25 protein-coding genes, 2 tRNA genes and 1 pseudogene are annotated in these 25,798 nt (G+C 66.9%); 17 read left to right on the top strand and 11 right to left on the bottom strand.

Features of this window, described 5'->3' with window-relative positions:
* A pseudogene (locus ACFU4Z_RS15285) lies at positions 1–749 on the bottom strand (AzlC family ABC transporter permease); the annotation flags it as partial.
* 79 nt (positions 750–828) lie between these two features.
* Here ACFU4Z_RS15285 and ACFU4Z_RS15280 point away from each other — a divergent pair.
* Entirely contained in the window at positions 829–1,398 is a 570-nt protein-coding gene (locus ACFU4Z_RS15280) for a helix-turn-helix domain-containing protein (RefSeq protein ID WP_379063486.1), read from the top strand.
* Positions 1,399–1,414: 16 nt separating this feature from the next.
* Here ACFU4Z_RS15280 and ACFU4Z_RS15275 read toward each other — a convergent pair whose 3' ends face one another.
* On the bottom strand, positions 1,415–2,149 hold the full coding sequence (locus ACFU4Z_RS15275) for an HNH endonuclease (RefSeq protein WP_379063159.1): 735 nt from the start codon (positions 2,147–2,149) through the stop codon (positions 1,415–1,417).
* 190 nt (positions 2,150–2,339) lie between these two features.
* Here ACFU4Z_RS15275 and ACFU4Z_RS15270 point away from each other — a divergent pair, with 190 nt between their 5' ends.
* From ACFU4Z_RS15270 to ACFU4Z_RS15255, 4 genes are all read left to right on the top strand, one after another.
* Positions 2,340–2,762 carry a globin gene (locus tag ACFU4Z_RS15270; protein WP_379063157.1) on the top strand — a complete coding sequence of 141 codons (423 nt, stop codon included), beginning with the start codon at positions 2,340–2,342 and terminating at the stop codon, positions 2,760–2,762.
* A gap of 125 nt (positions 2,763–2,887) precedes the next feature.
* Positions 2,888–4,501, top strand: coding sequence for a glycoside hydrolase family 13 protein (locus ACFU4Z_RS15265; protein WP_379063155.1), 1,614 nt, complete (start codon positions 2,888–2,890; stop codon positions 4,499–4,501).
* Between the two features lie 70 nt (positions 4,502–4,571).
* Entirely contained in the window at positions 4,572–4,847 is a 276-nt protein-coding gene (locus ACFU4Z_RS15260; protein WP_379063153.1) for a hypothetical protein, read from the top strand.
* Positions 4,834–5,298 carry a DUF5130 domain-containing protein gene (locus ACFU4Z_RS15255; protein WP_379063151.1) on the top strand — a complete coding sequence of 155 codons (465 nt, stop codon included), beginning with the start codon at positions 4,834–4,836 and terminating at the stop codon, positions 5,296–5,298. Before ACFU4Z_RS15260 ends, ACFU4Z_RS15255 begins: the two co-directional genes overlap by 14 nt.
* Before the next feature lie 178 nt (positions 5,299–5,476).
* On the opposite strand, the gene ACFU4Z_RS15250 is transcribed toward ACFU4Z_RS15255, so the two are convergent.
* Positions 5,477–6,490: a helix-turn-helix domain-containing protein gene (locus tag ACFU4Z_RS15250; protein WP_379063149.1), complete on the bottom strand. Its 1,014-nt coding sequence runs from the start codon at positions 6,488–6,490 to the stop codon at positions 5,477–5,479.
* 408 nt (positions 6,491–6,898) lie between these two features.
* Here ACFU4Z_RS15250 and ACFU4Z_RS15245 point away from each other — a divergent pair, with 408 nt between their 5' ends.
* From ACFU4Z_RS15245 to ACFU4Z_RS15225, 5 genes are all read left to right on the top strand, one after another.
* Positions 6,899–7,465 (top strand): NADPH-dependent FMN reductase, encoded by a 567-nt coding sequence (locus tag ACFU4Z_RS15245; RefSeq protein WP_379063146.1) that lies wholly within the window; start codon positions 6,899–6,901, stop codon positions 7,463–7,465.
* 103 nt (positions 7,466–7,568) lie between these two features.
* Positions 7,569–8,192, top strand: a complete 624-nt coding sequence (locus tag ACFU4Z_RS15240; protein WP_379063144.1) for a pyridoxamine 5'-phosphate oxidase family protein — start codon at positions 7,569–7,571, stop codon at positions 8,190–8,192.
* 157 nt (positions 8,193–8,349) lie between these two features.
* The gene (locus tag ACFU4Z_RS15235; protein ID WP_379063142.1) at positions 8,350–9,507 is read left to right on the top strand and encodes an MFS transporter; all 1,158 of its coding nucleotides are present in this window, start codon (positions 8,350–8,352) and stop codon (positions 9,505–9,507) included.
* Between the two features lie 146 nt (positions 9,508–9,653).
* Positions 9,654–10,520, top strand: coding sequence for an alpha/beta fold hydrolase (locus ACFU4Z_RS15230; protein WP_379063140.1), 867 nt, complete (start codon positions 9,654–9,656; stop codon positions 10,518–10,520).
* A 107-nt stretch (positions 10,521–10,627) separates the two neighbouring features.
* Positions 10,628–11,431 carry an NAD(P)H-binding protein gene (locus ACFU4Z_RS15225; RefSeq protein ID WP_379063138.1) on the top strand — a complete coding sequence of 268 codons (804 nt, stop codon included), beginning with the start codon at positions 10,628–10,630 and terminating at the stop codon, positions 11,429–11,431.
* Here ACFU4Z_RS15225 and ACFU4Z_RS15220 read toward each other — a convergent pair.
* Together ACFU4Z_RS15220 and pepN are read right to left on the bottom strand one after the other, a co-directional pair.
* A complete protein-coding gene (locus ACFU4Z_RS15220; protein ID WP_379063136.1) occupies positions 11,409–12,344 on the bottom strand; it encodes a LysR family transcriptional regulator in 936 nt (311 codons plus the stop codon). The genes ACFU4Z_RS15225 and ACFU4Z_RS15220 overlap by 23 nt on opposite strands.
* Before the next feature lie 76 nt (positions 12,345–12,420).
* On the bottom strand, positions 12,421–15,003 hold the full coding sequence (gene pepN / locus ACFU4Z_RS15215; protein WP_379063134.1) for an aminopeptidase N: 2,583 nt from the start codon (positions 15,001–15,003) through the stop codon (positions 12,421–12,423).
* A gap of 128 nt (positions 15,004–15,131) precedes the next feature.
* On the opposite strand from pepN, the gene ACFU4Z_RS15210 reads away from it, so the two are divergent.
* On the top strand, positions 15,132–15,962 hold the full coding sequence (locus ACFU4Z_RS15210; RefSeq protein WP_379063132.1) for a phosphoribosylaminoimidazolesuccinocarboxamide synthase: 831 nt from the start codon (positions 15,132–15,134) through the stop codon (positions 15,960–15,962).
* Positions 15,963–16,023: 61 nt separating this feature from the next.
* Here the strand turns inward: ACFU4Z_RS15210 and ACFU4Z_RS15205 are convergent, their stop codons facing one another.
* From ACFU4Z_RS15205 to ACFU4Z_RS15190, 4 genes are all read right to left on the bottom strand, one after another.
* The gene (locus ACFU4Z_RS15205; RefSeq protein ID WP_379063130.1) at positions 16,024–16,515 is read right to left on the bottom strand and encodes an NUDIX domain-containing protein; all 492 of its coding nucleotides are present in this window, start codon (positions 16,513–16,515) and stop codon (positions 16,024–16,026) included.
* Positions 16,516–16,600: 85 nt separating this feature from the next.
* Positions 16,601–17,833, bottom strand: coding sequence for an RNA polymerase sigma factor (locus tag ACFU4Z_RS15200; protein WP_379063128.1), 1,233 nt, complete (start codon positions 17,831–17,833; stop codon positions 16,601–16,603).
* 119 nt (positions 17,834–17,952) lie between these two features.
* Entirely contained in the window at positions 17,953–18,354 is a 402-nt protein-coding gene (locus ACFU4Z_RS15195) for a YciI family protein (RefSeq protein ID WP_379063126.1), read from the bottom strand.
* A gap of 119 nt (positions 18,355–18,473) precedes the next feature.
* On the bottom strand, positions 18,474–19,688 hold the full coding sequence (locus ACFU4Z_RS15190) for an NAD(P)/FAD-dependent oxidoreductase (RefSeq protein WP_379063124.1): 1,215 nt from the start codon (positions 19,686–19,688) through the stop codon (positions 18,474–18,476).
* 197 nt (positions 19,689–19,885) lie between these two features.
* On the opposite strand from ACFU4Z_RS15190, the gene ACFU4Z_RS15185 reads away from it, so the two are divergent.
* Complete coding sequence (locus tag ACFU4Z_RS15185; protein WP_379063122.1) at positions 19,886–20,524, top strand: disulfide bond formation protein DsbA; 639 nt, start codon at positions 19,886–19,888, stop codon at positions 20,522–20,524.
* A gap of 62 nt (positions 20,525–20,586) precedes the next feature.
* Here ACFU4Z_RS15185 and ACFU4Z_RS15180 read toward each other — a convergent pair whose 3' ends face one another.
* Positions 20,587–21,588, bottom strand: coding sequence for a M48 family metallopeptidase (locus ACFU4Z_RS15180; RefSeq protein WP_379063484.1), 1,002 nt, complete (start codon positions 21,586–21,588; stop codon positions 20,587–20,589).
* A gap of 433 nt (positions 21,589–22,021) precedes the next feature.
* Between ACFU4Z_RS15180 and ACFU4Z_RS15175 the strand changes: the two genes are divergently transcribed.
* Together ACFU4Z_RS15175 and ACFU4Z_RS15170 are read left to right on the top strand one after the other, a co-directional pair.
* A complete protein-coding gene (locus tag ACFU4Z_RS15175) occupies positions 22,022–22,495 on the top strand; it encodes a ribose-5-phosphate isomerase (RefSeq protein WP_379063120.1) in 474 nt (157 codons plus the stop codon).
* A gap of 23 nt (positions 22,496–22,518) precedes the next feature.
* A complete protein-coding gene (locus ACFU4Z_RS15170) occupies positions 22,519–23,331 on the top strand; it encodes an Fpg/Nei family DNA glycosylase (RefSeq protein WP_379063118.1) in 813 nt (270 codons plus the stop codon).
* 28 nt (positions 23,332–23,359) lie between these two features.
* On the opposite strand, the gene ACFU4Z_RS15165 is transcribed toward ACFU4Z_RS15170, so the two are convergent.
* Complete coding sequence (locus tag ACFU4Z_RS15165; protein WP_379063116.1) at positions 23,360–24,316, bottom strand: diguanylate cyclase domain-containing protein; 957 nt, start codon at positions 24,314–24,316, stop codon at positions 23,360–23,362.
* 517 nt (positions 24,317–24,833) lie between these two features.
* Between ACFU4Z_RS15165 and ACFU4Z_RS15160 the strand changes: the two genes are divergently transcribed.
* From ACFU4Z_RS15160 to ACFU4Z_RS15150, 3 genes are all read left to right on the top strand, one after another.
* Positions 24,834–24,907 (top strand) — tRNA-Gly (locus ACFU4Z_RS15160).
* Positions 24,908–24,955: 48 nt separating this feature from the next.
* Positions 24,956–25,029: transfer RNA gene (locus tag ACFU4Z_RS15155), tRNA-Pro, on the top strand.
* A 299-nt stretch (positions 25,030–25,328) separates the two neighbouring features.
* A complete protein-coding gene (locus ACFU4Z_RS15150; RefSeq protein WP_379063114.1) occupies positions 25,329–25,754 on the top strand; it encodes a hemophore-related protein in 426 nt (141 codons plus the stop codon).
* Positions 25,755–25,798 lie beyond the last annotated feature (44 nt).

Genomic DNA, 25,798 nt, shown 5'->3' with positions numbered 1-25,798 from the left:
TCGCGCGGCTCGCGGGGCCGCCCGCGCAGGTGACCCTCCCTCTCTTCTGGCTCTCGGCCTTCCCCAGCTCCCCCCCGCCACACCCCCCCCCCCCCCCCCCCCCCCACGCCGATCAGTGCGACGAGTACCGGCACGCCCGCGGGCAGAAACAGCGAACTGAGTACGGCGGCGGCCGCACCGAACAATGCCGCGCGCGTGGTCGCCGCCCTGGCCCGCAGCGCGGGAACGACCAGGGCGAGCAGCACCGCGGGGAATACCGCATCCAGTCCGATCACCGAGGTGTCGGGAACCACGGTCCCGATCACCGCGCCGATCGCGGCGCCACCGGGCCAGGCCAAGAGCACACCGAGCCCGCTGATCCAATACGCGGCCCGCCTGCGCGCGATGTCGGGCTGTGCCATGGCCAGCGCGACGGATTCGTCGTTCATCACATGCACGCCGATCGGCCGCCGCCAGCCGGTGCCGACCACGTCTGGAATCGACAAGCCGTAGGGCACATGCCTGGCATTGACGAGTAGCCCCGCCAACGCCGCCGCGATCGGGCTGCCGCCCGCGGCGACGATGCCGATGAACAAGAACTCCGAGCCGCCCGCGAGAATCAGCACGCCGAGGACAATGGGAAGCCAGAGTGGAAAACCTGAGCTCACGGCCGTTGCGCCGTAGGAAACGCCGATCAGCGCGACCGCGACGCACACCGCCGCGATGCCAGAGAGCGTGCCCCGATCGAGTGTTCGCCATATCGAACGCATGTTTCTTATACTGAACATAGTCGAGCGGTTCGTCAATATGGTTTTCTGTTGGGCGGTCTTCTACTCGACGGGAGCGGGCATGGTGCCGGAAGAATCGACGGTGGCGACGCCGCAGGCGGTGATCGCCGCCTCGTTGCGCCGGGAACGCACGCGGGCCGGCCTGTCGCTCACCGAGGTGGCGAGCCGGGCGGGCATCGCGAAATCGACACTGTCCCAACTGGAATCGGGCACCGGCAATCCGAGTCTGGAGACGCTCTGGGCGCTGTGCGTGGCACTGGATATGCCCTTCTCGCGCCTGCTCGACCCGCCTCGCCCCAACGTCCAGGTGATTCGTGCGGGGGAGGGGCCGGTGGTGGTCGCCGAACAGTCCGACTACCGCGCCACCCTGCTCGCGGCGGCGCCGATCAGTTCCCGCCGCGACCTGTTCCGGATCACGGCCGAGCCGGGGCATGCGCGTCGATCCGACCCGCACATTCCCGGTGTCGTCGAACACGTGTTGCTCGCCACCGGCCGGGCGCTCGTCGGGATCGTCGACGCGCCGGTGGAACTGCATCCCGGCGACTACATCTCCTACCCGGGCGATGTCCCGCACGTTTTCGCGGCACTCGAACCGGGCACCTGGGCAACTCTGGTGATCGAGTACACCTGAGCCGGGCGGCCGCCGCTCAGGCGGCGCCTTCGCCGAGATACTGCAACCACACCGGGTCGAGATCGGCGGTGGTCGACAGCAGCCGCCAGTGCGGACCCTTCGGTGAGACCAGCGGTGAGCGCAGCGTCCAACCCAGCTCGCTGAGCAGCTTGTCGGCCTTGCGGTGATTGCACGGTGCGCAGCTGGCGACGCAGTTCTCCCAGGAATGCTCGCCGCCGCGACTGCGCGGGATGACGTGGTCGATGGTCTCCGCTTTGCCGCCGCAATAGCCGCATCGGTAGCGGTCGCGGTGCATGAGGGCGGCGCGGGTCATCGGAACTCGGGCTCGATAGGGCACGTGCACGTAGCTGCGCAGCCGGATCACCGACGGAATGCTGACGGCGGCTTCGGCCGAGTGGACTACAGAGCCCTCGGGATCGTGGTGGACGGTGTCTGCCTTGGCGCAGATGAGCAGGACGACGGCGCGGCGCGCGGACAGGGCGGTGAGCGGCTCGTAGGTGGCGTTCAGAAGCAGCACCCGGCGCTTCAACCAATTGGTGCCGTCGCTCGGGACGGACGCGAGATAGTGACCGTGCTCACCGTGATGGGAGGAGTCACCGTGATGAGGAATCTCATCGGTGCGATGTGCACCCGGATAGTGATCGGACAAAATGTGCAGCGGAGTAGCCCCCGACCCACGATTGTGGACGTCGGCGGGCTGGAGTTGTCGGTGCGTCCTGGCCTCGTGTGATCGGCCGTGCCGCTGCTTCATGGGGACCCCGATTTCGTCGTTTTCAAGATCATGTGGTATCTCGGCAGACACTGCCACCCAGTTGACCATGGAACGACGGCTATTGCACGGTGATTTCGCACAATGTCGGATGAACTGTGGTTGAAGGGCCGCGTGTTCGTGACGCGGGCACAATGGACTGCGGTGGATTCGGACCGATCGAGAGGACCTGATGACTTCCGGCGAGCAAGCGGCGGGTCAGAAAACGGCACAACAGTCGTTCTACGAGGCGGTCGGTGGTGCGGAGACGTTCCAGCGGATCCTCGCCGCGTTCTACCGCGAGGTGGCGACCGATGAGGTGCTGCGCCCGCTGTACCCGGAGGAGGACCTCGGTCCGGCCGAGCGGCGACTGCGGATGTTCCTCGAGCAGTACTGGGGCGGTCCGCGCACCTACTCCGACGAGCGCGGGCACCCGCGGCTGCGGATGCGGCACATGCCCTTCACCATCGGTCCGATGGAGCGCGACGCGTGGCTGCGCTGCATGCGCATCGGGGTGGCGGAGATCGAGCCGGCGACGCTCGACGACGAGCATCGCAAGGCGCTGCTCGATTACTTGGAGATGGCGGCGAATTCGCTGATGAACGCCACCTTCTGAGGCGCTTCCTCTCGAGTATGGGGATGGCGGCAGGGTTTTCGGCCCGCGTCGGCGAATGCTGATGATTTGCCCGATGTCGAGGACACTGCTCCGCCTGAGCGATTTCGCCGCATGGTTTTGGCACTATGGCAGGTGTGACTGATACACCAGCCGTTGCGGCGCCGGTGGATCGCACCACGCAACCATGGTGGCGATCGGCCGTGTTCTACCAGGTTTATCCCAGATCCTTCGCGGACTCCGACGGTGACGGCATCGGTGATCTCGGGGGTGTCCGCGAGCGGCTGGGCTATCTGGAACTACTCGGCGTCGACGCGCTGTGGATATGTCCGGTGATGCGCTCGCCGATGGCCGACGGCGGCTACGACGTGGCCGATCCGCGCGATATCGACGCGTTGTTCGGCGGCATCGCGGCGATGGACGCGCTGATCGCCGAGGCGCACGGCCGCCACCTCAAGGTCACGATGGATCTGGTGCCCAACCACACCAGCAGTCAACATCCCTGGTTCCTCGCGGCACTCGCCGCCGCGCCGGGCAGCCGGGAGCGGGCCCGCTACATCTTCCGTCCTGGTCGAGGTCCCGATGGCGCGCAGCCGCCGAACAATTGGCCGAGCATCTTCGGTGGACCGGCCTGGACTCGGGTCATCGAGGCCGACGGCACGCCAGGCGAGTGGTATCTGCACATCTTCGCCGCCGAGCAACCGGACCTGAACTGGGAAAACCCGGAGGTGGTCGCCGATTTCGAGGAGACGCTGCGGTTCTGGCTCGATCGGGGCGTCGACGGGTTCCGGCTCGATGTCGCGCACGGGATGGCCAAGCCGGACGGACTGCCCGACATGGCGCTCGTCCAGACCAAACTGCTGGTCAACGACGACAGCGACCCGCGTTTCAACAATCCGTCTGTGCACGATATTCACCGCCGCATCCGCAAGGTGCTCGACGAATATCCGGACGCGGTCTCCATCGGCGAGGTGTGGGTGGACGACAACATCCGCTTCGGCGAATATGTGCGTGCGGACGAACTACATCTGGCCTTCAACTTCCGGCTCGCTCAGACCCTGTTCACGGCCGATGCCGTGCGGGTGGCGATCGACAATTCCCTTGCCGCGGTCGCGCCGGTCGGCGCAGTGCCCACCTGGACCCTGTCCAACCACGACATCGCCCGCGAGGTCACCCGCTATGGCGGTGGTTTCGAAGGCGTGGCGCGGGCCAGGGCGATGTTCATGGTGGAACTGGCGCTGCCCGGCGCGGTGTTCATCTACAACGGCTCCGAGCTCGGCCTGCCCAACGTGGACGATCTGCCCGAAGCGGTGCTGCAGGACCCGGTCTGGGAACGCTCCGGGCACACCGAACGCGGTCGCGACGGCTGCCGGGTGCCGCTGCCGTGGGAGGGGAGTGCACCGCCGTTCGGGTTCACCACCGCCGCGAGATCCTGGCTGCCGATCCCGCCCGAGTGGGCGGGGCTGACGGTGGAGGCGCAACTGGAAGAACTGGGTTCTACCCTGTCGCTCTACCGGATGGCGATCGAATTGCGTGGCGTGCGACCGGAATTCGCGGGCCAGCGGATCGAGTGGTACGGCAGCCCCGCGGGTTGCCTGGCCTTCCGGCGACCTGGTGGGCTGGTCTGCGTGCTGAACGCCTCGGCCGTCCCGATCTCGTTGCCGCCCGGCGAGGTACTGCTCGCGAGCGCGCCGCCGCACAACCGGCAGCTGGCCCCCAACGCGGCGGCCTGGCTGGTTTGACTTCGACACGAACGGCGGGCGGTGTCGACCAGAAGGCGATCTACTACACGCGATCGTCTACCGTTGGTCCGTGAGCATTCTCGAGACAGTGTTGATCTTCGTCGGCATTCCGCTGGTGATCTACGGCGCGATCGCCGGATTGTCGTTTCTCGGTAAGCCACTGGCCGGTGAGAAGCCGGTCCACTACGACCTCGGTCAGAAGTGGACACAGCCGCCGGTGCTGTGGAGTGCTACCGACGAGGTGACCGCCCAGGGTCACCACGCTGAGACCCCGCATGGCTCCCATGCGGCTATCGAATCCGCACATGCGGAGCTGATCGGAGGCCGGGCAAGTGGCAAGTTCTAATTGGCCCGCGGTGGTCGAGGCCGATCTACCGCACGGGTACGTCATCACCACGAGTGGCCGGGTTTCCGGCGTGCACGAGGCGGGCGATGTATTCAAGGAAGCGCCGTTCAGCGATGACGAGCGGCTGGCGATGGACAACGTGCTCACCGAGGCGACCAGGGCGACCAAGGTCCGCTTCAACGTCTACATCGGCGATCTCGGCGAGAACCCGGCCGAAGGCGTGGACGCCATCTTCCCGACGACCCCCGAGGCGGCGCAGTCGGTGCTCATCGCCGTCTCGCCCAACGATCGCGCGATCGAGGTCCGTTCCGGCGCCGATGTCGCCGACCGTGCCAACGATCGGGTCTGCCAGCTCGGCGTGACCGCCGCGCTGAGCTCCTTCCGCCAGGGCGAGCTCATCGACGGCCTCGTCTCCGCGGTCCGCGTCATGGCCGCGTCCATCGGTCGCTGAATCCTCGAGGCGCGGAACGGCTCACCCGTTCCGCGTCGACCGGGAATGTTCGACTGTCGTGACAGGTAGGCGCGCCTGCGCGCCCAGCGACGGCACCTGTCGTCGTGCGGCGGCCTTCGCGAAGGATTTTCTCCCTCAGCCGTTCGCGATGGCCTCGTCGGCGGCTGAGGTCGAGAGATCAGCCGTCCGCCGCGGCGCGTTCTCGGCGGAACGCGTCGGGACTACGGCCGGTCCACCGATGGAAGGCGCGGCGCAGTGCGCGGGCGTCGGTGTAGCCCAGCCTGGCAGCCACCGACTGCACTGATAGATCGGTGTCGCGCAGCAGCGCGGTGGCGTGGGAGTGTCGGACGGCTTCGAGCTCTTCTCGCCAACTGGTGCCCTGCTCGCCGAGACGACGCTGCAGTGTGCGGGGGCTCATCGCCAGCCGGTGCGCCACGACATCGAGGCTGAGCTGATCGCGGATCAAGGCCTCGATCATCGCGGCGTGGAGTTTGTCCAGCCAACTGGGCGCGGACTTGGCCGAGGCGATGGTGAGTTCGGCGTGGCGGCGAATGATGCGGCCGAGGTGGGGATCAGTTCCGGTCGGTAGGGAACTGGCATCCAAGAGGGTGAACTCGGTGTGCGGCGCGCCGAAGTCGACACGGTCGGTGTCGAAGGCATCGATGAGATGTCGGTGGCGCCCGCGGGCCCGATGGCCGAACGCCACTCGGACTGGAACGAGGGGCCGGCCGGTGGCCTCACGGATTCGCCGGAGCAACAGGGAAAGGGCGAACTCCTCGGTCGCGGCGAGAATGGGCTCGGGCTCGATCCCGGTGTAGCGGACGGTGAGTAGCCGGCCGTCGTCGTCCATCTGGAAGCCGACGGCCGGATCGGTCACTGCCGCGTGCAGGTCGAATGCGGTTTTCAGGCTGTCACTCAGGGTTGGGCCTGTAGTGAACAAGTAGTCCCACACGTGCAGGCTGCCCATGTTCGCGGCCGCCGTGATGCGCAGACTGGCGTCCTGCACGCCGCGAGCGTGGATGAGCTCCCAGATCCGCAAGGCCGTCGCGACAGGCACGCGTATCAGATCATCACCGAGCAATTCCGGATCCAGCCCCGGCAGTCGGTTGAGCTCTGCCGGCGCGACCCCGGTCTGCAGGGCAGTCGTTCGAATCAGTCGAATGACCTGAGCCGACACCGTGCCATCTATCACCGGCGAGAGCATATCCGGCACATCGAGATCAAGTGATTCGGGACATCTGGCGTGAAAAGTCCGCATCGTGATCCCGCCGGTCCCGCCTCGTCGGAGTTGTCGCTGCGTGTGTGCGCTGGGGTCGGGCGTGTTGTCGTGTTCGGTCCGCATCACGGCGTCTCGGGTCCGCGCAGCGCCGGCTCGGTGCGCCCTAGATTCATGGATGTCAAACGAACGGCCGCACAGTGCAAAAACTTTCGAGGATCGGGAATGATCCCGAGTGTTCTAACCTTTCAAATGTGTATGATCGGTTAGAAGGTCCGGCTGTTCGGCTGCCGGCACCGATATTGATTGCCCGGTCGTGCGCGACCACCACGCCTGACCACTGAGCTTGCTGTCTCGACCAAGCGCGACGAACAAGGAATGACAATGACCGCCTTCAAGATCCTGGCTATCTCCGGCAGCCTGCGCGCTGACTCGCACAACACCGCGCTGTTGCGCGCGGCGCAGAAGTTCAACACCGGCCTGGATATCGAGATCTACCAGGGGCTTCGCGAAATCCCACCGTACGACATGGATCTGGATAGCCCGCAGCACCGGCCCGCCGCGGTCGAGGAGCTGCGCAGGCGCGTCGTCGAGGCGGACGGTCTGCTGATCGCCACGCCGGAGTTCAACTACTCCATCCCGGGCGTGCTGAAGAATGCCATCGACTGGGTCAGCACCGACTGGACCAAGACCGAGGGGCTGCCGCTGCTGCACAAGCCGGTCGCGATCCTCGGGGCCGCGCCGACCAACTTCGGTTCGGTGCGTGCGCAACTCGCACTGCGTCAGGTGTTCGTGTGGACCGAGAGCGACGTAGTGGTGGAGCCCGAGGTGATCGCCTTCCGCTCACACGAGCGTTTCGACGACGAGGGCAACCTCGTCGACGAGACCACTATCGAGCTGCTGCAGGGCCTGCTCACCGCACTCACCGTCAAGATCGAGCGCGTGAGCTAGCCCCGACCGCTGCGGTGAGTGTGTGCTGAATGTGCGCGAATAACCGCTTCCGAGAAAGGAATCCGGATATGTCGAAGGTTCTTCCGCAGCGAAAGTCGTCGAGATGACCGGGCATTACGCACAGGTCGCGTTCACCCCGGCCGTCCGCGAGCATCAGCGCAAGCACGGCAGCCTGCGCAGTTACGAGCGGATGGCCGAGGGGCCCGTGGTGGCCGACCGGATCGGCCGGGACGAGGCGTGGTTCATCGGGGAGCGCGACAGCTTCTACCTCGCCACGGTCGGTGAGACGGGCTGGCCCTATATTCAGCACCGGGGTGGTCCAAGGGGGTTTCTGAAGGTCATCGACTCATCGACGCTCGGGTTCGCGGACTTCCGTGGCAACCGGCAGTACATCAGCCGCGGCAATCTCGATCACGACGCTCGGGTGGCGCTGTTCCTGATGGACTACTCGGCCAAGACTCGGATGAAGATCTTCGGACGGGCCACAGCTGTCGAGGCGGTGGATGATCCGGAGCTGTTGGCAGCGCTGGCCGTCGAGGGCTACCGAGCGCACGTCGAGCGAGCGGTGCTGATCGACGTCGAGGCGTTCGACTGGAACTGTCGTCAGCACATCCCCGAGTTGTATCCGCGCGAAGAAGTCCTGGATGCCGTCCAGTCGCTGCGGGACCGGATCGAGGAGCTCGAAAGGGAGAACGCGAAGCTGCGGGCCACTATCGGCCGCGAGTGACAGGCCGCCTCGTCTGAACTGAGCCGCGCTGCGGCCCGCACCGGCTCACACATGGTGTGAAGTGGCGGTCCTGTGCATCGGATAGTGCCGCAGTGGTGGTCTTGTACACCTTGAGTTAACCGTTAAAATCTGTTTTGATAGTTAGGAAGTGGTGAGCATGCGACGCGAACAAGTCGCTTGGGCCGGGTTGGCGGCAATGACCGTGTCGTTCGGCTTGAACTTCTCGATGGGAGTGTTCTTCGCGCCGACCGCGGCTTCCTATGGGGTGAGCACGGCGGCGCTGGCGACCGCTGCCGCATTGGGTACCACGGTGACCGGGTTTGCCCAGCCGTTCGTCGGCAGGCTGCTCGACAGAGTCGGTTCCACGCTGGTGCTGATCGGCGGACTCACGCTCATCTCGGGCAGCTACCTCGCACTGGCGGTGGTGCGCGAGACTTGGGAATTCGTCGCCGCCTACATGGTGCTCGGCGGGCTCGGCTTCGCGGCCTCGTCCACATTGACGGTCACCACGCTCATCGGGCGATCACTCGGGAACCAGGTGGGCCCCGCCCTCACTCGCGCGGCGGTCGGTATCAATCTGGGTCAGCTGATCGGGCCGTGGGCGGCGACCGTGCTGTTCGAACCCGTCGGCGTCCGGGCGACCTATGCCTTGCTCGGTGCGGTCGGGCTCGCGGTCACCGGAATCCTGTGGGCTGTCCTGCCCGTCGATCGAGTCACCAATGCCGTTGCCAGGCGCGGGGAGTCACTGGCCGGCCGGGGCAAGGTGCTGATCTCGTTCGGATTGCACTCGGCGACCCTGTACGTAGTGATCTTGATGCTGCCCAAGCACGCCGTCGAGTCGGGCTGGTCGGTGGTCGGGGCCGGACGCCTGGTGGCCTTGGCCGCGCTCGCCGCCGGGATCACCTCCGCGGCCATGGTTCGGCTGCAACATCGACACCCACAGGAGACCTTGCTCCGCATTCTCTATCTCGTGCGCATAGTCGCACTGACACTTGCTGTTTCGTCCACCACCCCCGCCGCGCTCATTGTGGTTGCCGCGCTCTTCGGCGCGGCCTCCTTCCCGATCGTTCCACTGACGATGGCCGTCATCTCGCGTGGTCTCGACCCCGCTCGCATGGGACGGACACTGTCGCCCGCATGGGTGATCCACCAACTCGCCGCCGCCGCGGGACTCGCGGTCGCCGGTCTCATCCACGCCCGAACCGATAGTTACCAAGGCTATTTCGCCCTCGGGCTGGCCTTCAGCGTGGCCGCGGCATTACTGCTCACCCCCACCCCGAAACCCGAAATCGAACTCGTCGCCAGCGCGGCCTGACTGCCGGAACCCCGAGGTAATCCATGAGCGCCACCGAGGCCAACGCACCACCGAGCATCCGGCCACGCAGCTCGAGGTCGTCGAGACCGCTGACCCACCGATAGCCCGTCCGATCAGAAACAGATCACACCAACAGGAGAAATGACATGACCAACGTCCGCCACCACACCATCGAGATCCAGGGCCTGCCGGTCTTCTACCGCGAAGCGGGCGACCCGGCCAAGCCGACACTTGTCCTGCTGCACGGCTTTCCGACCAGCTCGGCCATGTTCCGCAACCTGCTGCCCGAGTTGGCCGCGGATTACCACCTGATCGCGCCCGACCACATCGGCTTCGGCCAGTCGGCGATGCCGTCGGTGCTCGCCTTCGACTACAGCTTCGAGAAGCTGACCGAGATCACCCTGGAACTGCTGGACACCTTGGGCATCCAGCGGTTCGCCCTCTACATCCAGGACTACGGCGCTCCGATCGGGCTGCGTATCGCCTCCCGCAACCCCGAGCGCGTCACCGCGCTCATCACCCAGAGCGGCAATGCCTACCTGGAGGGTTTCACGCCGTTCTGGGAGGTGCTCTTCGCGCACGCCAACGACCGGGCCGCGCACGAACCCGCCGTGCGCAAGCTGCTCGAACTCGACGCCACGAAATGGCAGTACACGCATGGTGTTCCGGCCGACCGGCTGGCGCTGGTCAGCCCGGACACCTGGACCCTGGATCAGCACTACCTGGATCGCCCGGGCAACAAGGAGATCCAGCTCCAGCTGTTCGCGGATTACAAGCTCAATCTCGACGGCTACCCGGATTTCCAAAAGTACTTCGCCGAACACCGGCCGCCGGTCCTGATCACCTGGGGCGAGCATGACGAGATCTTCGGTCCGGAAGGCGCTCGCGCTTTCCTGCGTGACCTGCCCGACGCCGAACTGCACCTGCTGAACGCGGGCCACTTCGCACTGGAGACGCACGGTCCCGAGATCGCCGCGCTGATCCTCGACTTCCTCGGCCGCAAGCTCGGCTGAGCCGAAAGGCTAACGGGGCGTGCTCATCACGAGGTTGGGCGCGCCCCGGTATCCGCGGGCGAAAGTGCTCCTTGCGCGATGTCCGGCAACCTGTCAACAGTAGGGGGATGAGGATTCTTGTGACCGGCGCGACCGGAAACATCGGCCGAATGGTCGTCGATCATCTGCTGGCAGCCGGAGCCGAGGACGTGCGGGCGCTGACCAACAACCCGCAGCGCGCCGCACTTCCCGCCGGTGTCGAGATCGCAGAGGGTTACCTGCGTCGGGTCTCGTCGCTGCCCGCGGCCTTCGCCGGTGTGGACCGGATGTATCTCGCCCCGGTGCTCGAGACCGTGGACGAGGTCGTCGCGCTGGCACAGGATGCGGGCATTCGGCACATCGTCGACCTCTCGGGTGACGAGCACACCGAGTGGCAGCCGATCGCCTCCGCGGTGGCGAAGTCCGGAGTCGACTGGACCCACCTGTATGCCGGCGAATTCACCGAGAACACCCTGATGTGGGCAGACCAGGTCCGCTCGACCGGTGAGATTCGCGAGCCATACCCCGATTCCGCGAACGCCCCCATCACCATGGACGACATCGCGCGAGTGGCCGCCGCCATCCTGCTGTCCGACGGACACGAAGGCCGAATTCACCACCTCTCAGGCCCGGAAACACTGACCAGAGCCGATCGGGTCCGGCAGCTCGCCGAAGCCATCGGCCGCCCGATCGACTTCGTGACAGTGTCACGCGCAACAGCGATCCAGCAGCTCACGCCGACCATGGGCGAGTTCGCCGAATGGTATGTCGACGGCCTCGAGATGATGGTCGAGCATCCGCAACAGCCGACCACCGCGGTCGCCGACATCACCGGCGCCCCCGCCACTACCTTCGCCCGGTGGGCAGCCGCTAACGCCCAGCTGTTTCGCTGACGATCTCCCCGGCGCCGACCGTGCCGGGGAAGTCCGCGGCGACCTCGAGGATCGTCTGAACGAAGGTTCGGATGTAAGTGTTCTCGGCCGACGTGAGCCAGGTGAGTCCGAAGTCCATGGTCGGGGCATCGTGAAAGGGGACGTAAGTGAGTTCGGGGCGGCTGTAGTAGTCGGCCGACCGAATGGAGGTGGGGCAGACCGCTTTCCCGGCGCTCACGAGGGAGAGGATTTCCTGCCACGCGGTGGTCGCCGGGCCCCGCGGGATGGGTCGGCCCAGCGGCGTACAGCGCGGAAGGTGGAAGTCGAGAAAGTACTGCGGCGGCCCGTCGATCGTGATCAGGGGATAGTCCGCAAGGTCCTCGAGCGACACCGATTCGCGACCGGCAAGGGGATGTGCCGCCGGCACCGTGAGTGCGCGCGGATGAGAGAAGATGACCGGGCCGGTCGTGATATCGGGTTCGTCGGCAGGAAATTCGGTGAGCTGAAGGTCGAGCTCACGGGTGCGCAACGGCCCGAAGCGGTCGTTGAGCGCTGTCTCTTGGATCCGGATCTCGCATCCGGGGTAGCGCGTACGGAACAGATCACCGGCCGCGACGATGAGGTTGCCGCACCAGGCGCCGGAGAAGCCCACCCGTAAGACCCCGGTGATGCCCTGCCCGTTCGCGGTCGCCTTGGCGATCGCCTGCTTGATCTGCTGGTAACCGGGGGCCAGATCGTCACGCAGCTGACGTCCGACCGGGGTAGGTGTCACCTGACGGCTGGTGCGCACGAACAACGGTGCGTCGACACGGCTTTCCAGCTGTTTGATCACTTGGCTGATGCGTCCCGGGGATACCCCGAGCCGTTCTGCGGTCCTGCCGAAGTGCAATTCATCGGCCAGGACCAGAAAGATCTCGATCTCGCGAAGTTCCACGCTGCTCCCGACAAGCGTGCTCGCCCACCGCTGTGGTGGACGAGCACGCTTCGTTCCGGAATCCCGCCGCTGGCCGCTACGACTCGGCGTCGAACGTGCGGGCGCGCAGCGAGCGCTCGATGCCCGCCTTGCCTTCGGTGACCAGGCGACGCAGTGCGGGAGGGTGATCGCCGGCAAGGAACTTGTCGGCAACGGCAACGGCCTCCGCGCTGATCGCCCAGGCCGGGTAGAGGCCGATCACCACGGTTTGTGCCACCTCGCTGGAGCGCCGTTCCCAGACGCCGGGGACGTCGGCGAAATACCGGTCCACATAGGGCGTCAGCAGCTCGTCCTGACCGGCCGGTGCGAAGCCGCCGACAATCGACCGGGCGGTGATGTTGGGGACCGAATCATCGCCCATCACCGTCGACCAGGCCTGCTCTTTCACCTCGGCGATCGGTCGCGCCGTCGTGGCGGCGGCGGCGTGCCGCTTGCCTGCCGCGGTCGGGTCGTTGGCCAGTTCCTGATCGATCACCGGGGTGCCGGTGCCGTCGGCGTCGATCTCGCCCGCGGCCGCGAGCGCGGTGACGAGCCGCCAGCGCAGGTCGGTGTCGACGGTCAGGCCGGGGAGGCCGATCTCGGCGGGATCGCCGTCGAGCACCTCGCGCAGCACCTCGGTGTGCCAGGCGGACAGTTTGGCGCCGGTGAGCGCGTTGACGAAAGCGAGTTGATGGTCGGAGCCCGGCTCGGCCTCACGGGCGAGCTCGAGCAGCCGGTTGGCGAACTCCGGCCAGCCGGTGGTCGCGGCCCACGCCGGATCGGCGTAGCTGCCGATGGCGGTGTTGGCCTGCATCAGCAGTCGCTGCACCACACCGATTTCGGTCTCCGCGCCGATGCCGCGCTGGACGAGGGCGACGAAGTCGCGCGCCCGCATCTCGGCCTGCCGGGTCATTTCCCACGCGGCCGACCACGCCAGAGTGCGGGGGAGTGGTTGCGCGATATCACCGATGCGGTTCACCAGCACATCGAGCGAATCGGGGTCGAGGCGCACCGAGCAGTAGGTGAGGTCGTCGTCGTTGACCAGCACCAGCTTGCCGCGCGCAATGCCGACGAGTTGGGGGACCTCGGTGCGCTCGGCCGCATCCAGGTCGAGTTCGATGCGCTCGGTGCGGACCAGCTTTCCGTCCTGGTCGTCGTAGACGCCGATGGCGAGACGATGCACGCGCTGCTCGCCCGCGCCGGGCGCCGCGCCTTCCTGCACGACCGCGAACGAGGAGAACGTGCCGTCGGCAGCCACTTCGAAGTCCGGGCGCAGGATGTTGAGGCCGGTGGTCTTGAGCCACTGGGTGCCCCAGGTCGACAGGTCACGGCCGGACGACTTCTCCAGCGCCGTCAGCAGGTCGTCGAAAGTGGCGTTGCCGTAGGCATGTTCGGCGAAGTACGCGCGCAGCCCGGCCAGGAACGGCTCGAGCCCGACGTAGGCGACGAGCTGCTTGAGCACACTCGCGCCCTTGGCGTAGGTGATGCCGTCGAAGTTCACCTCGACCGCCGCCAGATCGGGGATGTCCGCGGCGATCGGGTGGGTGGAGGGCAGCTGGTCCTGCCGGTACGCCCAGGACTTCTCGACATTCGCGAAAGTGGTCCAGGCACTGGTGTATTCGGTGGCCTCGGACTGGCACAGCACCGAGGCGAAGGTCGCGAACGACTCGTTGAGCCACAGGTCGTCCCACCACTTCATGGTGACCAGGTCGCCGAACCACATGTGCGCCATTTCGTGCAGCACCGTCTCCGCGCGCCGCTCGTAGGAGGCGCGGGTGACCTTGGACCGGAAGACGTAATCCTCCAGGAAGGTCACCGCTCCGGCGTTCTCCATGGCGCCCGCGTTGAACTCGGGCACGAACAGCTGGTCGTACTTGCCGAAGGCATAGGGCACGCCGAAGTTCTTGTGGTAGAAGCCGAATCCCTGTTTGGTCTCGGTGAAGAGCCGGTCGGCGTCCATGTGCTCGGCCAGCGAGGCGCGGCAGTAGATGCCGAGCGGGATGGCGCCGTGGTCATCGGTGTAGACCTCGGTCCACGCGGCGTACGGGCCTGCGATCAGTGCCACCAAGTAGGTGCTCATCTTCGGGGTGGTGCGGAAGATGTGCTTACCGGGGTCGGCGGCAAGGGTTTCCACGACAGCGCTGTTGGAGATGACCTTCCAGTCGACGGGCGCGGTGACCGAGATGTCGAAGGTGGCCTTGAGGTCCGGCTGGTCGAAGCAGGCGAACATGCGCTTGGCGTCGGCGGTCTCGAACTGTGAGTACAGGTAGACCGCGTCGTCGGTCGGATCGACGAAGCGGTGCAGGCCCTCACCGGTGTTGGAGTATTCGCAGTCCGCCTCGACCACGAGCTCGTTGCGCTCGGCGAGGCCGGTCAGCGTGATCCCGGTGGACTCGTCGTAGTCGGCGACATCGACCGCCCGGCCGTTGAGGACCGCCGAGCCGACTCCGCGCGCCACGATGTCGATGAAGGTGCTCGCGCCGGGGGTGGCGGTGAAGGTGACCGTGGTGCGGGAGGAGAACGTCTGCTCGCCCGGTTTGCCCGCCCCGTCGGTCAGGTCGAGTTCGATGCGGTAGTTCTCGACCGACACTGTCGAGGCGCGTTCGATCGCCTGGTCACGAGTCAGGTTGGGTGCAGACATGAGTCTCCTTCGTTGGTCGAAGAACTGTGCCCGGGCAGGCACGACAGTGACCACAATGCCACCTCGGTAAGGTTGCCCGCGCGGAACTTTTTCGCATTGACCCTATCGACCAGGATCGGAGCTGCGACGTGAAGCACATCCACGCGGGAAAGGTGCGCGACCTCTACGAGGACGGCGATACCCTGCTGCTCGTGGCCACCGACCGGGTGTCGGTGTACGACGTCTCGCTGCCCACCCCCATCCCGGACAAGGGCAAGCTGCTGACGCAGCTGTCGAACTGGTGGTTCGAGTTCTTCGCCGACATCCCCAACCATGTGCTGTCCACCACCGATGTGCCCGCCGAATTCGCAGGTCGCGCCATCCGGGTCACGCCGCTGAAGATGGTGCAGGTCGAATGCATCGCGCGCGGCTACCTGGTCGGCATGGGGTTGCGCGAATACCAGCGTGACGGCGCGGTTTCCGGGGTCCGGCTGCCTGCGGGGCTGCGCGAGGGCGACAAGTTGCCCGAACCGATCTTCACCCCGACCACCAAGATCTCCGATACCGGTCACGACGAGTTCATGACCTTCGACGATGTCGTGAATCAGGAGGGCCGCGAGGTCGCCGAGCGGCTGCGCGATCTGACCCTCGACCTGTACTCCCGCGGTGCCGCGCACGCGGCCGAGCGCGGCGTCATCGTCGCCGACACCAAGGTCGAATTCGGCTGGGACGGTGAAACGCTGACGCTCGGCGACGAGGTGCTCACGTCGGACTCGTCGCGCTTCTGGCCTGCCGACGAGTGGGAGCCGGGTCGCCCGCAGCGCTCCTTCGACAAGCAGTTCGTCCGTGACTGGTCCACCTCGACCGGCTGGGACAAGGAGCCGCCCGGCCCGGAAATCCCCGCCGATATCGTCGAAGCGACACGGCAGCGCTATAGGCAGGCCTACGAGTTGATCACCGGAAAGACCTGGGGCGCGTAGCTCGCATTTGTGGCGCGGGCGGGCACCGTCCACCTCCGTGAACGGTGGGGTGGGCGTCCGCTCAGGCCGGTGTCCGGCCGGTGAGATGTTCGGCAAGGCGGTCCACATAGGGCCGCTGGCCGGTACCCAGTTTGTCCTGCGCGGTGGCAAGGTCGAACCATGCGGCGCGGTCGATTTCCGGGAACGCCGCGATCCGGCCGGAACGTGGCGGCCACTCCACCTCGAATGTCCCCGGCGTCACCTGCGCCGGATCCAGGTCCGCCTCGATCGCCCACACCGTGAGGTTCTTCGCGCTCTTGCCGCTGCCGTAGCGCACCTCGCCCAGCGGTATCCACGCACCGTCGGGCACGGGCAGGCCGAGTTCCTCGGTGAACTCGCGACGCGCCGCAGCGGCGGCGTCCTCGGTGTCCGGGTCGTACTCGCCCTTCGGAATCGACCAGGCGCCGTTGTCTTTACGCGCCCAGAACGGTCCGCCCATGTGTCCGATGAGGACCTCGGCGTCGCCCGAGGTCCGGCGGAACAAGAGAACACCCGCGCTGTATTTGCCTGCCACAGCGATCAGTCTGCCGTGCGCTGTCGGGCGCTGCGGACCCGACACGGGTCCACGCCCGCCGTCCGCGCCGCTCCTTGTGCCAGGGTCAGCGCTGCGGAGGCATGCGGCGGAGCCGGGCGGCGCGAATGGTCAGATAGTCGCGCTCGGGTGTGCTGGTGGTGCGGCCCGCGGCGGCCGTATACGAGGCGATGGCGGCGTCGATATCGCCTGCCATTTCGTAGAGGTGTCCGCGGACGGCGTCGAGCCGGTGATTGCCCGCTAGTCGGTCGTCGAGGGTGTCGGCCAATTCCAGGCCGGCCGCGGGGCCGTGGACCATGGCGGCGGCGACGGCGCGGTTGAGGGTCACCATCGGATTAGAGGCCATGCGTTCGATCATGGTGTAGAGCGTGAGGATTCGTGGCCAGTCGGTGTCCTCGGGGCGTAAAGCCTCGGCGTGCAGGACGGCAATCGCGGCCTGGAGTTGGTAAGGGCCCGTGAGGCCGCGCGATAGGGTGCCGGTCGTCAGCGTCACGCCCTCGGTGATCGCCGCGCGGTCCCACAGTGCGCGATTCTGTTCGGCGAGGGGAATCAGTTCGCCGTGCGCTCCGGTGCGCGCGGCGCGGCGAGCGTCGGTGAGCAACATCAGCGCGAGCAGGCCGGTGACTTCGTTGTCCTCGGGCAGCAGCCGGTGGATGGACCTGGTCAGGCGAATCGCCTCGGTGGACAGATCCGTGCGATGCAGGTTCGGGCCGGAGGTCGTGGTGTGGCCTTCACTGAAGATCAGATAGAGCACGTGCAGCACCGCGCCAAGGCGCTCCCGCCACTCGGCGTTACTCGGTCGCGCGAAGGGGCGCTCGAGGGTGGACAGTCGTTTCTTGGCGCGCGAGATGCGTTGCGCCATAGTGGTTTCCGGCAACAGGAAGGCCTGGGCGATCTCGCCCGTTGTGAGGCCGCCGACCGCGCGCAACGTCAGTGCGATCGCACTCGCGCCGGAGAGCGCGGGATGGCAGCACAGGAAGAACATGGCAAGGGTGTCGTCGCGGTCGACTGCCTCCGCGTCGGGCACGTCCCGCTCGAAAACCGTTGTCTCCCTGCGTCGCCTGGCCACCTCGGCCCGCACCGCATCGGCCATCCGGCGCTGCGCGACCTGGATGAGCCAGCCCCTCGGGTTGTCCGGCAGCCCCTCGGCCTGCCATTGCGTCGCCGCCGCGAGCAGCGCCTCCTGCAGCGCGTCCTCCGCGGTGTAGAAGTCACCGAATCGGCGCACCAACGTGCCGAGGACCTGCGGTGCGAGTTCGCGCAACAGGTCCTCGGTGCCGACGGGCAACGTCCCGGTCATCGTGTGATTGTCCGGGACGTGCCGATACGGGACAAGATCACAGTTGTCCGGTTGTGGCGCTCAGCGGCGCCGTCATTCGAGCGCGCCGCCGGTATGTTCGGCCGCCGCGCCGTATCCGGTCACTGCTCGGTGGCGGGAGCGCCCATCACCGCGCGCACCTCGATGTACTCGCCGATCGGCTTGCCGCCGGGGCCGGGGCCTGCCGACGCTGCCGCGGCGATCTCCAACGCACGCTCCTTGCTGTCCACATCGACGATCCAGTACCCGGCAAGGAACTCCTTGGTCTCCGGGAAAGGTCCATCGGTGACCACCGGCGCGGAGCGCCCGTCGGAACTGATCAGCACCGCCTGGTCGGGTCCGGCCAGACCCTGCGCGTCGACGAGCTCGCCGGACTTGGCCAGCTCCTCGCCGAGCGCACGCTGGAAGTCGATGTGCGCCTGGATCTCCTCGGGCGTCCACTCGGTGATCGGGGTGTCGCAGTAGGCGGCGGGGCTGTAGGTCTTCAGCAGCATGTACTTCATGGCACGGCTCCTTGCCGTTCGGTGCGTCCGTGCGACGCTCTCGCGGTGAGGTCGGAGCCCGCGGCGCCCGTTCGACATATCCGTGATGCTCATGATGTGATTCGCATCACAAGATGCGCTCAGAGGGACGCGGAGGTGTCGGCGAGCCGTGCCGGGTCGACCTGTTCGCCGATCAGCTCCTTGATCCGCTCGGTCACATCCCAGACATTGACGTTCATCCCGGCGAGCACGCGGTTGCCTGCATCGAGCCAGAATGCGACGAACTCGCGCGTCGCCGGATCGCCGCGCACCACGACTCGCGCGTAGTCGCCGGGTGCGGCGTACCCGGTGTACTCCATGCCGAGGTCGTATTGATCGGTGAAGAAGTAGGGCATGCGGTCGTAGGACGCGGTCTTGCCGAGCATGGTCGCGGCCGCGACGGCGGGCTGGTTGAGCGCAGTCGCCCAGTGCTCCACCCGAATTCGGCGCCCGAGCACGGGGTGCTGCTGCTCGGCGATATCACCGACGGCGACGATATCCGGGTCGCTGGTGGCGAGGCTCGCATCGACGAGCACCCCGCCGTCGACGGCGAGCCCGGCATCGGCGGCCAGTTCGATGTTCGGCCGGGCGCCGACCGCGACCAGCACCGCGTCGGCATCCACGACGCTGCCGTCGCTGAGCCGGACCCCCGTGGCTGTCTCGTCGCGCGTGACGATCTCGGTGACCTGAGTGCCGAAGCGGAAATCGACTCCGTGCGCCCGGTGCAGATCCGCGAACACCGCGCCCATCTCCGGTCCGAGCGCCCCGAGCAAGGGCAACTCGGCGGTTTCGACAATGGTCACCTCGACCTGGGCCGCGCGCGCCGCGGCGGCCACCTCCAGCCCGATCCAGCCCGCACCGATGATCACGATCCTGCGGGCCTTGCCGAAGAGGTCGATGAGAGTGTCGGAGTCGGCGATGGTGCGCAATGTGTAGACGTTGGGGGCCTCGGCCCCCGGAATCGGCACCCGACGTGGCGTCGAACCGGTCGCCAATGCCAGCTTGGTGTAGGGCAGTGTCGAATCGTCCGGCAGCGTGACGGTCTTCGCCACCGGATCGATCGCGGTGACGGTGGTGCCGAGCCGCAGATCGATGTGGTGGTCGCGGTACCACTGGGCCGGATCCACGGTGAAATCGGCGAGCGCTTTCTTGCCTGCCAGATGTTCTTTCGACAGCGGTGGTCGTTCGTAGGGCAGGTGCTCCTCGGCGGCGATCACTGTGACGGTCCCGTCGAAATCGTTGTCTCGCAGCGCTTCCGCGAGCTTGGCCGCGGCCAGTCCGCCGCCGACGATGACGAAACGCCGATCAGAGGTCATTGCGGACTCCTTGTCGAGAGGGAACCGGACTCCTGCGCTATCACCCTACTGGGACAGGTCGTCGCCGTTCTCGAAAACGACTCACCGGAAAAACGGACCCGAAGTCGGGAACGAATCGCGCGATCGGGTGGTTGGCCCAAATGGCGGCGAGGCGAATTCCGCCGCGCTACGAGCACGTGATCGAGAGGAAGCGACCTGTGAGCGCCGAAAAGGATGTTGCCGAATTCTGGTTCGACCCGCTGTGCCCATGGTGCTGGATCACCTCGCGCTGGATCCTCGAGGTCGAGCAGGTGCGTGATATCGAGGTCCGATTCCACGTCATGAGCCTGTCGGTGCTGAACGAGGGCAGGGATGGCTTGCCGGAGCAGTACAAGGAATTGCTCGCCACCGGCTGGGGCCCGGTCCGGGTCGCGATCGCCGCGGCGCAGGAGCACGGCGACAAGGTGCTCGCGCCGCTCTACACCGCCATGGGTTCACGCATCCACAACCGGCGCGCGGAGTACGAGCGGGAGTCGCAGGCGGAATTCCTCGCCGCGGTGATCGCCGATTCGCTCGCCGAGGCCGGCCTCCCCGCCGAGCTGGCCGCGGCCGCCGAAAGCGCCGACTACGACGAGGCGCTGCGCGAGAGCCACCACAAGGGCATGGACAAGGTGGGCCCCGACGTCGGCACTCCGACGATTCACATCAACGGCAACGCCTTCTTCGGTCCGGTGCTTTCCCGGATCCCGCGCGGCGAGGAGGCGGGCAAGCTCTGGGACGGCGCGGTCGCGCTGGCGTCCTACCCGCACTTCTTCGAGCTCAAGCGCACCCGCACCGAAGACCCCGCCTTCGACTAGACGAGCTGTTCACCGGCGATCGGTGGCATCGCGGCGCATGCGATGGCACCGATCGTGCCCGGTTACGGCACGGGTTTCGGCGGTAGCGCCGGGACTTCGCCGTAGCTGCTGGGGTAGTTACCCGCAGGGGGAGCACCCGCGGGCCGACTCGGGCGCAGGAACATATTGCCGTGCCTGCTGCGATCACGCAGCGCCCACATGCGCCAGGTCAGCACCGGGTGCGACGACATGGCGTTGACGATCCAGACGAAGAAGCCCTTCTCGGTCGCCGCCCGGTCGGCCATCTCGTCGTAGCCGACGAGGGTGTTCATGTACTTGCCCGCGGCGAGGGTGCCCATGGCCGTCGGCGCGCCGAGATGCCGGTAGCAGTAGCCGTGATTGTCGGCGGTGTACTCCTGCGCGCGGATCAGCGAGCTGCCGAGGATCGGCAGGAACGGCACCAGGTACATGCCGAGCTGTCGCCAATAGGACACATGGCCCGCGGCGATATGCCCGACCTCGTGGCCGATGATGAAGGCCAGTGCATCGGGTTCCCGCGCCGCCCCGCCGACTTCGAAGAGATCGCTGTAGACCGCGACGAAGCGACGGAATCCGTGCCCAGAGGCGAATGCGTTGATCTGACCGTTGCCGAGCAGCACGTAGGCGTCGGGCACCTTCTTCATGCCGAATCTGGCTGCCGCCTCGGCCACCAACCGATAGCCCTCGGGAAATTGGGTCGGCGACATCTTGACGCCGTTGACCCGCAGACTCGCGAAGGTCTGACCGCGCACGAGCCACACCAGTAGCGGCGCGGCGAGAAACAACAGAATGTACTGGTTGATGGTGCCGAGCGCCGCGAACAGTATCGCGAACATGAACGTGACAACGGTGAGCATGACGACGACGACCAGCAGCGGAATCTCCCAGGTGTGCCGAGCGGGCATCCCGAAGGGCGACAGCCCGCGCGGTTGCTGTTGCGGCGGCACCGCGGGCGGCATCGGCGCACCGCCGTACGGTGCGGGTCCGTAGGGAGCCGTGGGATAAGGACCGGTGGGGTAGGGCCCGCCCGGATAGGGATTGGGCACCTGCGGATACTGCGCCGAGCCGTAGGGTGCCGCGGTCGCGTCCTGAGCCTGTGCCCACCCGCCCTGCTGCGGGGTGTAGGGGTCGACCGGCGGGCCTGCCTGCTGGGGTTCGTGCGGCTGCATGGGAAGAACTCTATTCAGAATCCCGTCGGCGGGTCCGGCCATCGACTCCGTCGACCGGTCGGTCTCGATCGGTGGGCGGCCCGGCTCGGGCACTGGATCAGCCTGCGGCTGAGGATCGTTGGGCATGGGAAGCCACTCTGTTCGGTCGGCTGGACGGGATTGCCGCACGCGGTGCCGGGCGACCATCGGCGCCGGCGCGCATCGTGCACAATGGGTTTCGTGGGAGGGCGGCGCGGGTGTTGATCCCGAGCCGTGTCGTCTCCCGATCCCTCTCGCGACCCCGCCGAAGCGGCCTGACACAATCGCTGCCATGCGCGTATACCTGGGTGCCGACCATGCCGGTTTCGAACTGAAGAATCTCGTCAAGGCCCATCTGGAGCAGGCGGGCCACGAGGCCGTCGATTGCGGCGCCCTCGAATACGACGCTCTCGACGACTACCCCGCGTTCTGCATCGAGGCGGCCCGCCGCACCGTCGCCGATCCCGGCAGCCTCGGGCTCGTCTTCGGCGGCAGCGGCAACGGTGAGCAGATCGCCGCGAACAAGGTGCCCGGCGCCCGCTGCGCCCTTGCCTGGAGCGTCGAGACCGCGAAGCTGGCACGTGAGCACAACAACGCTCAGCTGATCGGCATCGGCGGCCGCATGCATTCGACCGAGGAAGCGCTCGCTATCGTCGACGCCTTCCTCGCGGCCGAGTGGTCCGACGAAGAGCGCCACCAGCGCCGCATCGACATCCTCGCCGAGTACGAAAAGACCGGTGCCGCACCGGCCGTTCCCGCGTACTGATCCGGGCGCGGTCATCATCAACTGTGCCTGAGGGACATACGCTGCACCGTCTCGCGAAGCTACATCAGCGGCGCCTCGCGGGCGGTGTGGTGCGGGTGTCGAGCCCGCAGGGGAAGTTCGCGGCCGGGGCCGCGCGGGTCGATGGTCAGCTGCTGGTGCGGGCCGAGGCGTGGGGCAAACACCTACTGCACCACTACGAGTCGGGGCTCGTCGTGCATGTGCATCTCGGACTGTACGGGAAGTTCACCGAGGCGACCGTGCCGATGGGGGAGCCGGTCGGGCAGGTGCGGATGCGGATGTTCGGGAGCGGATCGGGTGAGCAGCCCGGCTTCGGTACCGACCTGCGCGGCCCCACTGCCTGCGAGGTGTACACCGACGCCGAGGTGGCGGCGCTGACCGATCGGCTCGGCCCCGACCCGCTGCGGCGCGGCGCCGATCCGGATCGGGCCTGGCAGCGAATTCACCGCTCGCGCAGGCCGATCGGCGCACTGCTGATGGATCAGCAGGTGCTCGCCGGTGTCGGCAATGTCTACCGTGCGGAACTGCTGTTCCGGCACGGCATTTCGCCACAGCGGCCAGGGACCGCGCTGAGCGCGGACGAGTGGGCCGCGATGTGGACCGATCTGGTCGCGCTGATGCGGGTCGGTGTGCGGGTCGGCAAGATGGTCGTCGTCCGGCCCGAGCACGACCACGGTGAACCGTCCTACGCGGTCGACCGGCCACGGACCTACGTCTACCGCCGTTCCGGCTCCGCCTGCCGTGTCTGCGGCACCCCGATCCGGCATGCCGTGCTGGAGACGCGAAACCTGTTCTGGTGCCACAGCTGCCAAGGCTGACACACAGCCGGATAGGCGCTCTGTGTCCTCAGCCTGCGACGGCCGTCTTGATCTCCGGTTCGTCGGATTCCGCGAGTGCGAAACGCTTGCCGCCCGCGGTCTTCGCCGAGTACATCGCGCGATCTGCCCTGCGCAGCAGGTCGGTGAAATCGCAGGGGCTGCCCGGCGCGCAGTAGGCGGTGCCGACGCTGGCCGAGACCGGTACCGGCCCGGCCGTCGACCACACCGGGTCGCGCAGCGTACCGACGATCTGGTGCGCGAGATCGCCGAGGGTGTTGTGACGCGGATTGGTGGCAAGGACGAATTCGTCACCGCCGTAGCGGCAGATCACGGTGTCCGGCGGACAGATCTCTCGCAGCCTGCGCGCGAGCTCGACGAGCACCTCGTCACCGACCGCGTGGCCGAAGCCGTCGTTGATCTGTTTGAAGCGGTCCAGGTCGATCAGCAGCAGGCCGACGCCGCGGGTCGGATCGGCCGCCATCAGCCGGACCCGGTCCTGCAGCAGTGTGCGGTTGGCCAGATCGGTCAGCGCATCGTGGGTCGCCTCGTGGCGCAGCCGATGCTGCAACGCCGCGATTTCCTGCACCCGCAGCGACACCGCGGCCGAAATATGTTGTTCCTGCTGCGCGAGCGCGCGCTCCTGCAAGGCCTGGGCATAGCTGTCGATGGCTTGGCTGGCGACCAACGGCCAGCGCGTGGCGACCAGCGATCCCGGTGCGCCCGCCGGGAAGCCGAGCAGCCACCGGGTGGCCTGCGCCAGCATTCTGGTCCTTTCGAACGGGGCCTCGACCAGCCGGGCGCCGAGCATTCGCGCCTCCGGCACGGGGAACGGCTCGGACTTGGCCAGGTGCAGCAGTCGTTCGATGATCTCGATCAATACCGGTTCCAGTTGCCTGGGCGCCGCGTGTGAACCCGGCTCGGCGCACACCGCACGCGCCCAGGCTCGGGCCATGGCGGCTACCGGGGGCTCGATGTCGGTCGCCATCGCACTCACCCGGCACAGCTCGAGTCGGTGGCGCGGTGTGCTGAACCCACACCGGCGCCGGCCTCACCCCGATCGTTCCCACTGCCATGCGGCTGTGTCCACCTTGCCTGGTGCACGCTCACCGCCCCCTTTCCAGATACCCCCGTCCGGCAAAAAGGATCCTAGCAAGCCACCCGGCTTCGAAAAACGCTGTTTTACAACGCGTTCTCGAATCCATACGAATGGCGATCGGGTATCTCATCGCTATCGAGGCTCGGGCGTTACACACGAATCTCGTTCGCTGGGAAGTCGCGAAACGACACGCCGACGGCGCGCCGGAACGCGTCCGAAGTAGCGGCGAAATCACCCCGCCCTCGACCATAGCCGCGACGTACAACCAGAGGTCGACCCGGGGCCGCGCCGACGAGAACGATTGCGGCGCACCGGTCCGCGTGGGGCGATTAGCGTTTCCGAAGCGACGTTCGGTACAGTCGGTACGCACACGGCATCGTGGCGATCCCATAGATGTCGTATGCCTGCGGGTGTAGTTCAATGGTAGAACCTCAGCCTTCCAAGCTGATGGTGCGGGTTCGATTCCCGTCACCCGCTCCACACAGGGTTATTCATCCTCTGCGGCGGCCGATACCGGCGCGAGGGCAACGGGGTGTAGCGCAGCTTGGTAGCGCATCCGCTTTGGGAGCGGAGGGTCGCAGGTTCAAATCCTGTCACCCCGACAGCAGTTCGACAGTAATGTTCTCCGGCCGGTCCGGCCGTGGCGATGCCGTGATCGGCCACCTCGCTCGGTTCCGGCAGCGGGCCACCCCACCCCTTCGGCTGTAGCTGCCGGGCGTGCTGGGAAGAAGCGGTGCGATAGCGGTCGGTGCGCGCGGCGTCCCGAGCTATCTGTTACCAGCCGCGGGTTCGATACGGATGTGGTTCGCAGCTGGTTCCCAGGCTGGTCTTAGAATTCCCGGGTTCGATCCCAGGTGTCGTTGATCGACATCGGATTCACCCACTGGGAGAGGTTTCGAACATGAGTTCCACATCGAGTCGTATCCGGATCGCCGTGGCGGGCGGCGTGCTCGCCGTCGGCGCGTCTGCGGCGCTGCTGGTTCCCGGAATCGCCGCCGCAGCGCCGGGCGGGCCGGGCGGGCCGGGCCACCTGCTCGCGGAAACGACGTGCTCCTTCGCTCAGGTGGATGCGGCGCTGCACGCGGCGGCCCCTGAGCTCGCCGCCCGCCTCGACGCCAATCCTGAGCGCAAGGCGAAGCTGGAGCAGTTGCTGAATCTGCCGCCCGAGCAGCGCAAGGCCGCCATCCAGCAGCGTCTCGACGATCCCAAGGTCAAGGAGCGCATCGAGGAGCACCGCGGGAAGATCGAGGAACGCCGCAACGACCCGCGCTTCACCGAAATGCGCGACAAGATGCAGACCGTGGCCGATACCTGCCACAACTACTGAGCGCGAACACTCGCCCGTCGCCTGCCGCAACACAGCACGCGACG

This window comes from Nocardia sp. NPDC057440 (assembly GCF_042802915.1).
Taxonomy (GTDB): Bacteria; Actinomycetota; Actinomycetes; order Mycobacteriales; family Mycobacteriaceae; genus Nocardia.
This window is presented reverse-complemented; position numbering and strand designations above follow the sequence as displayed.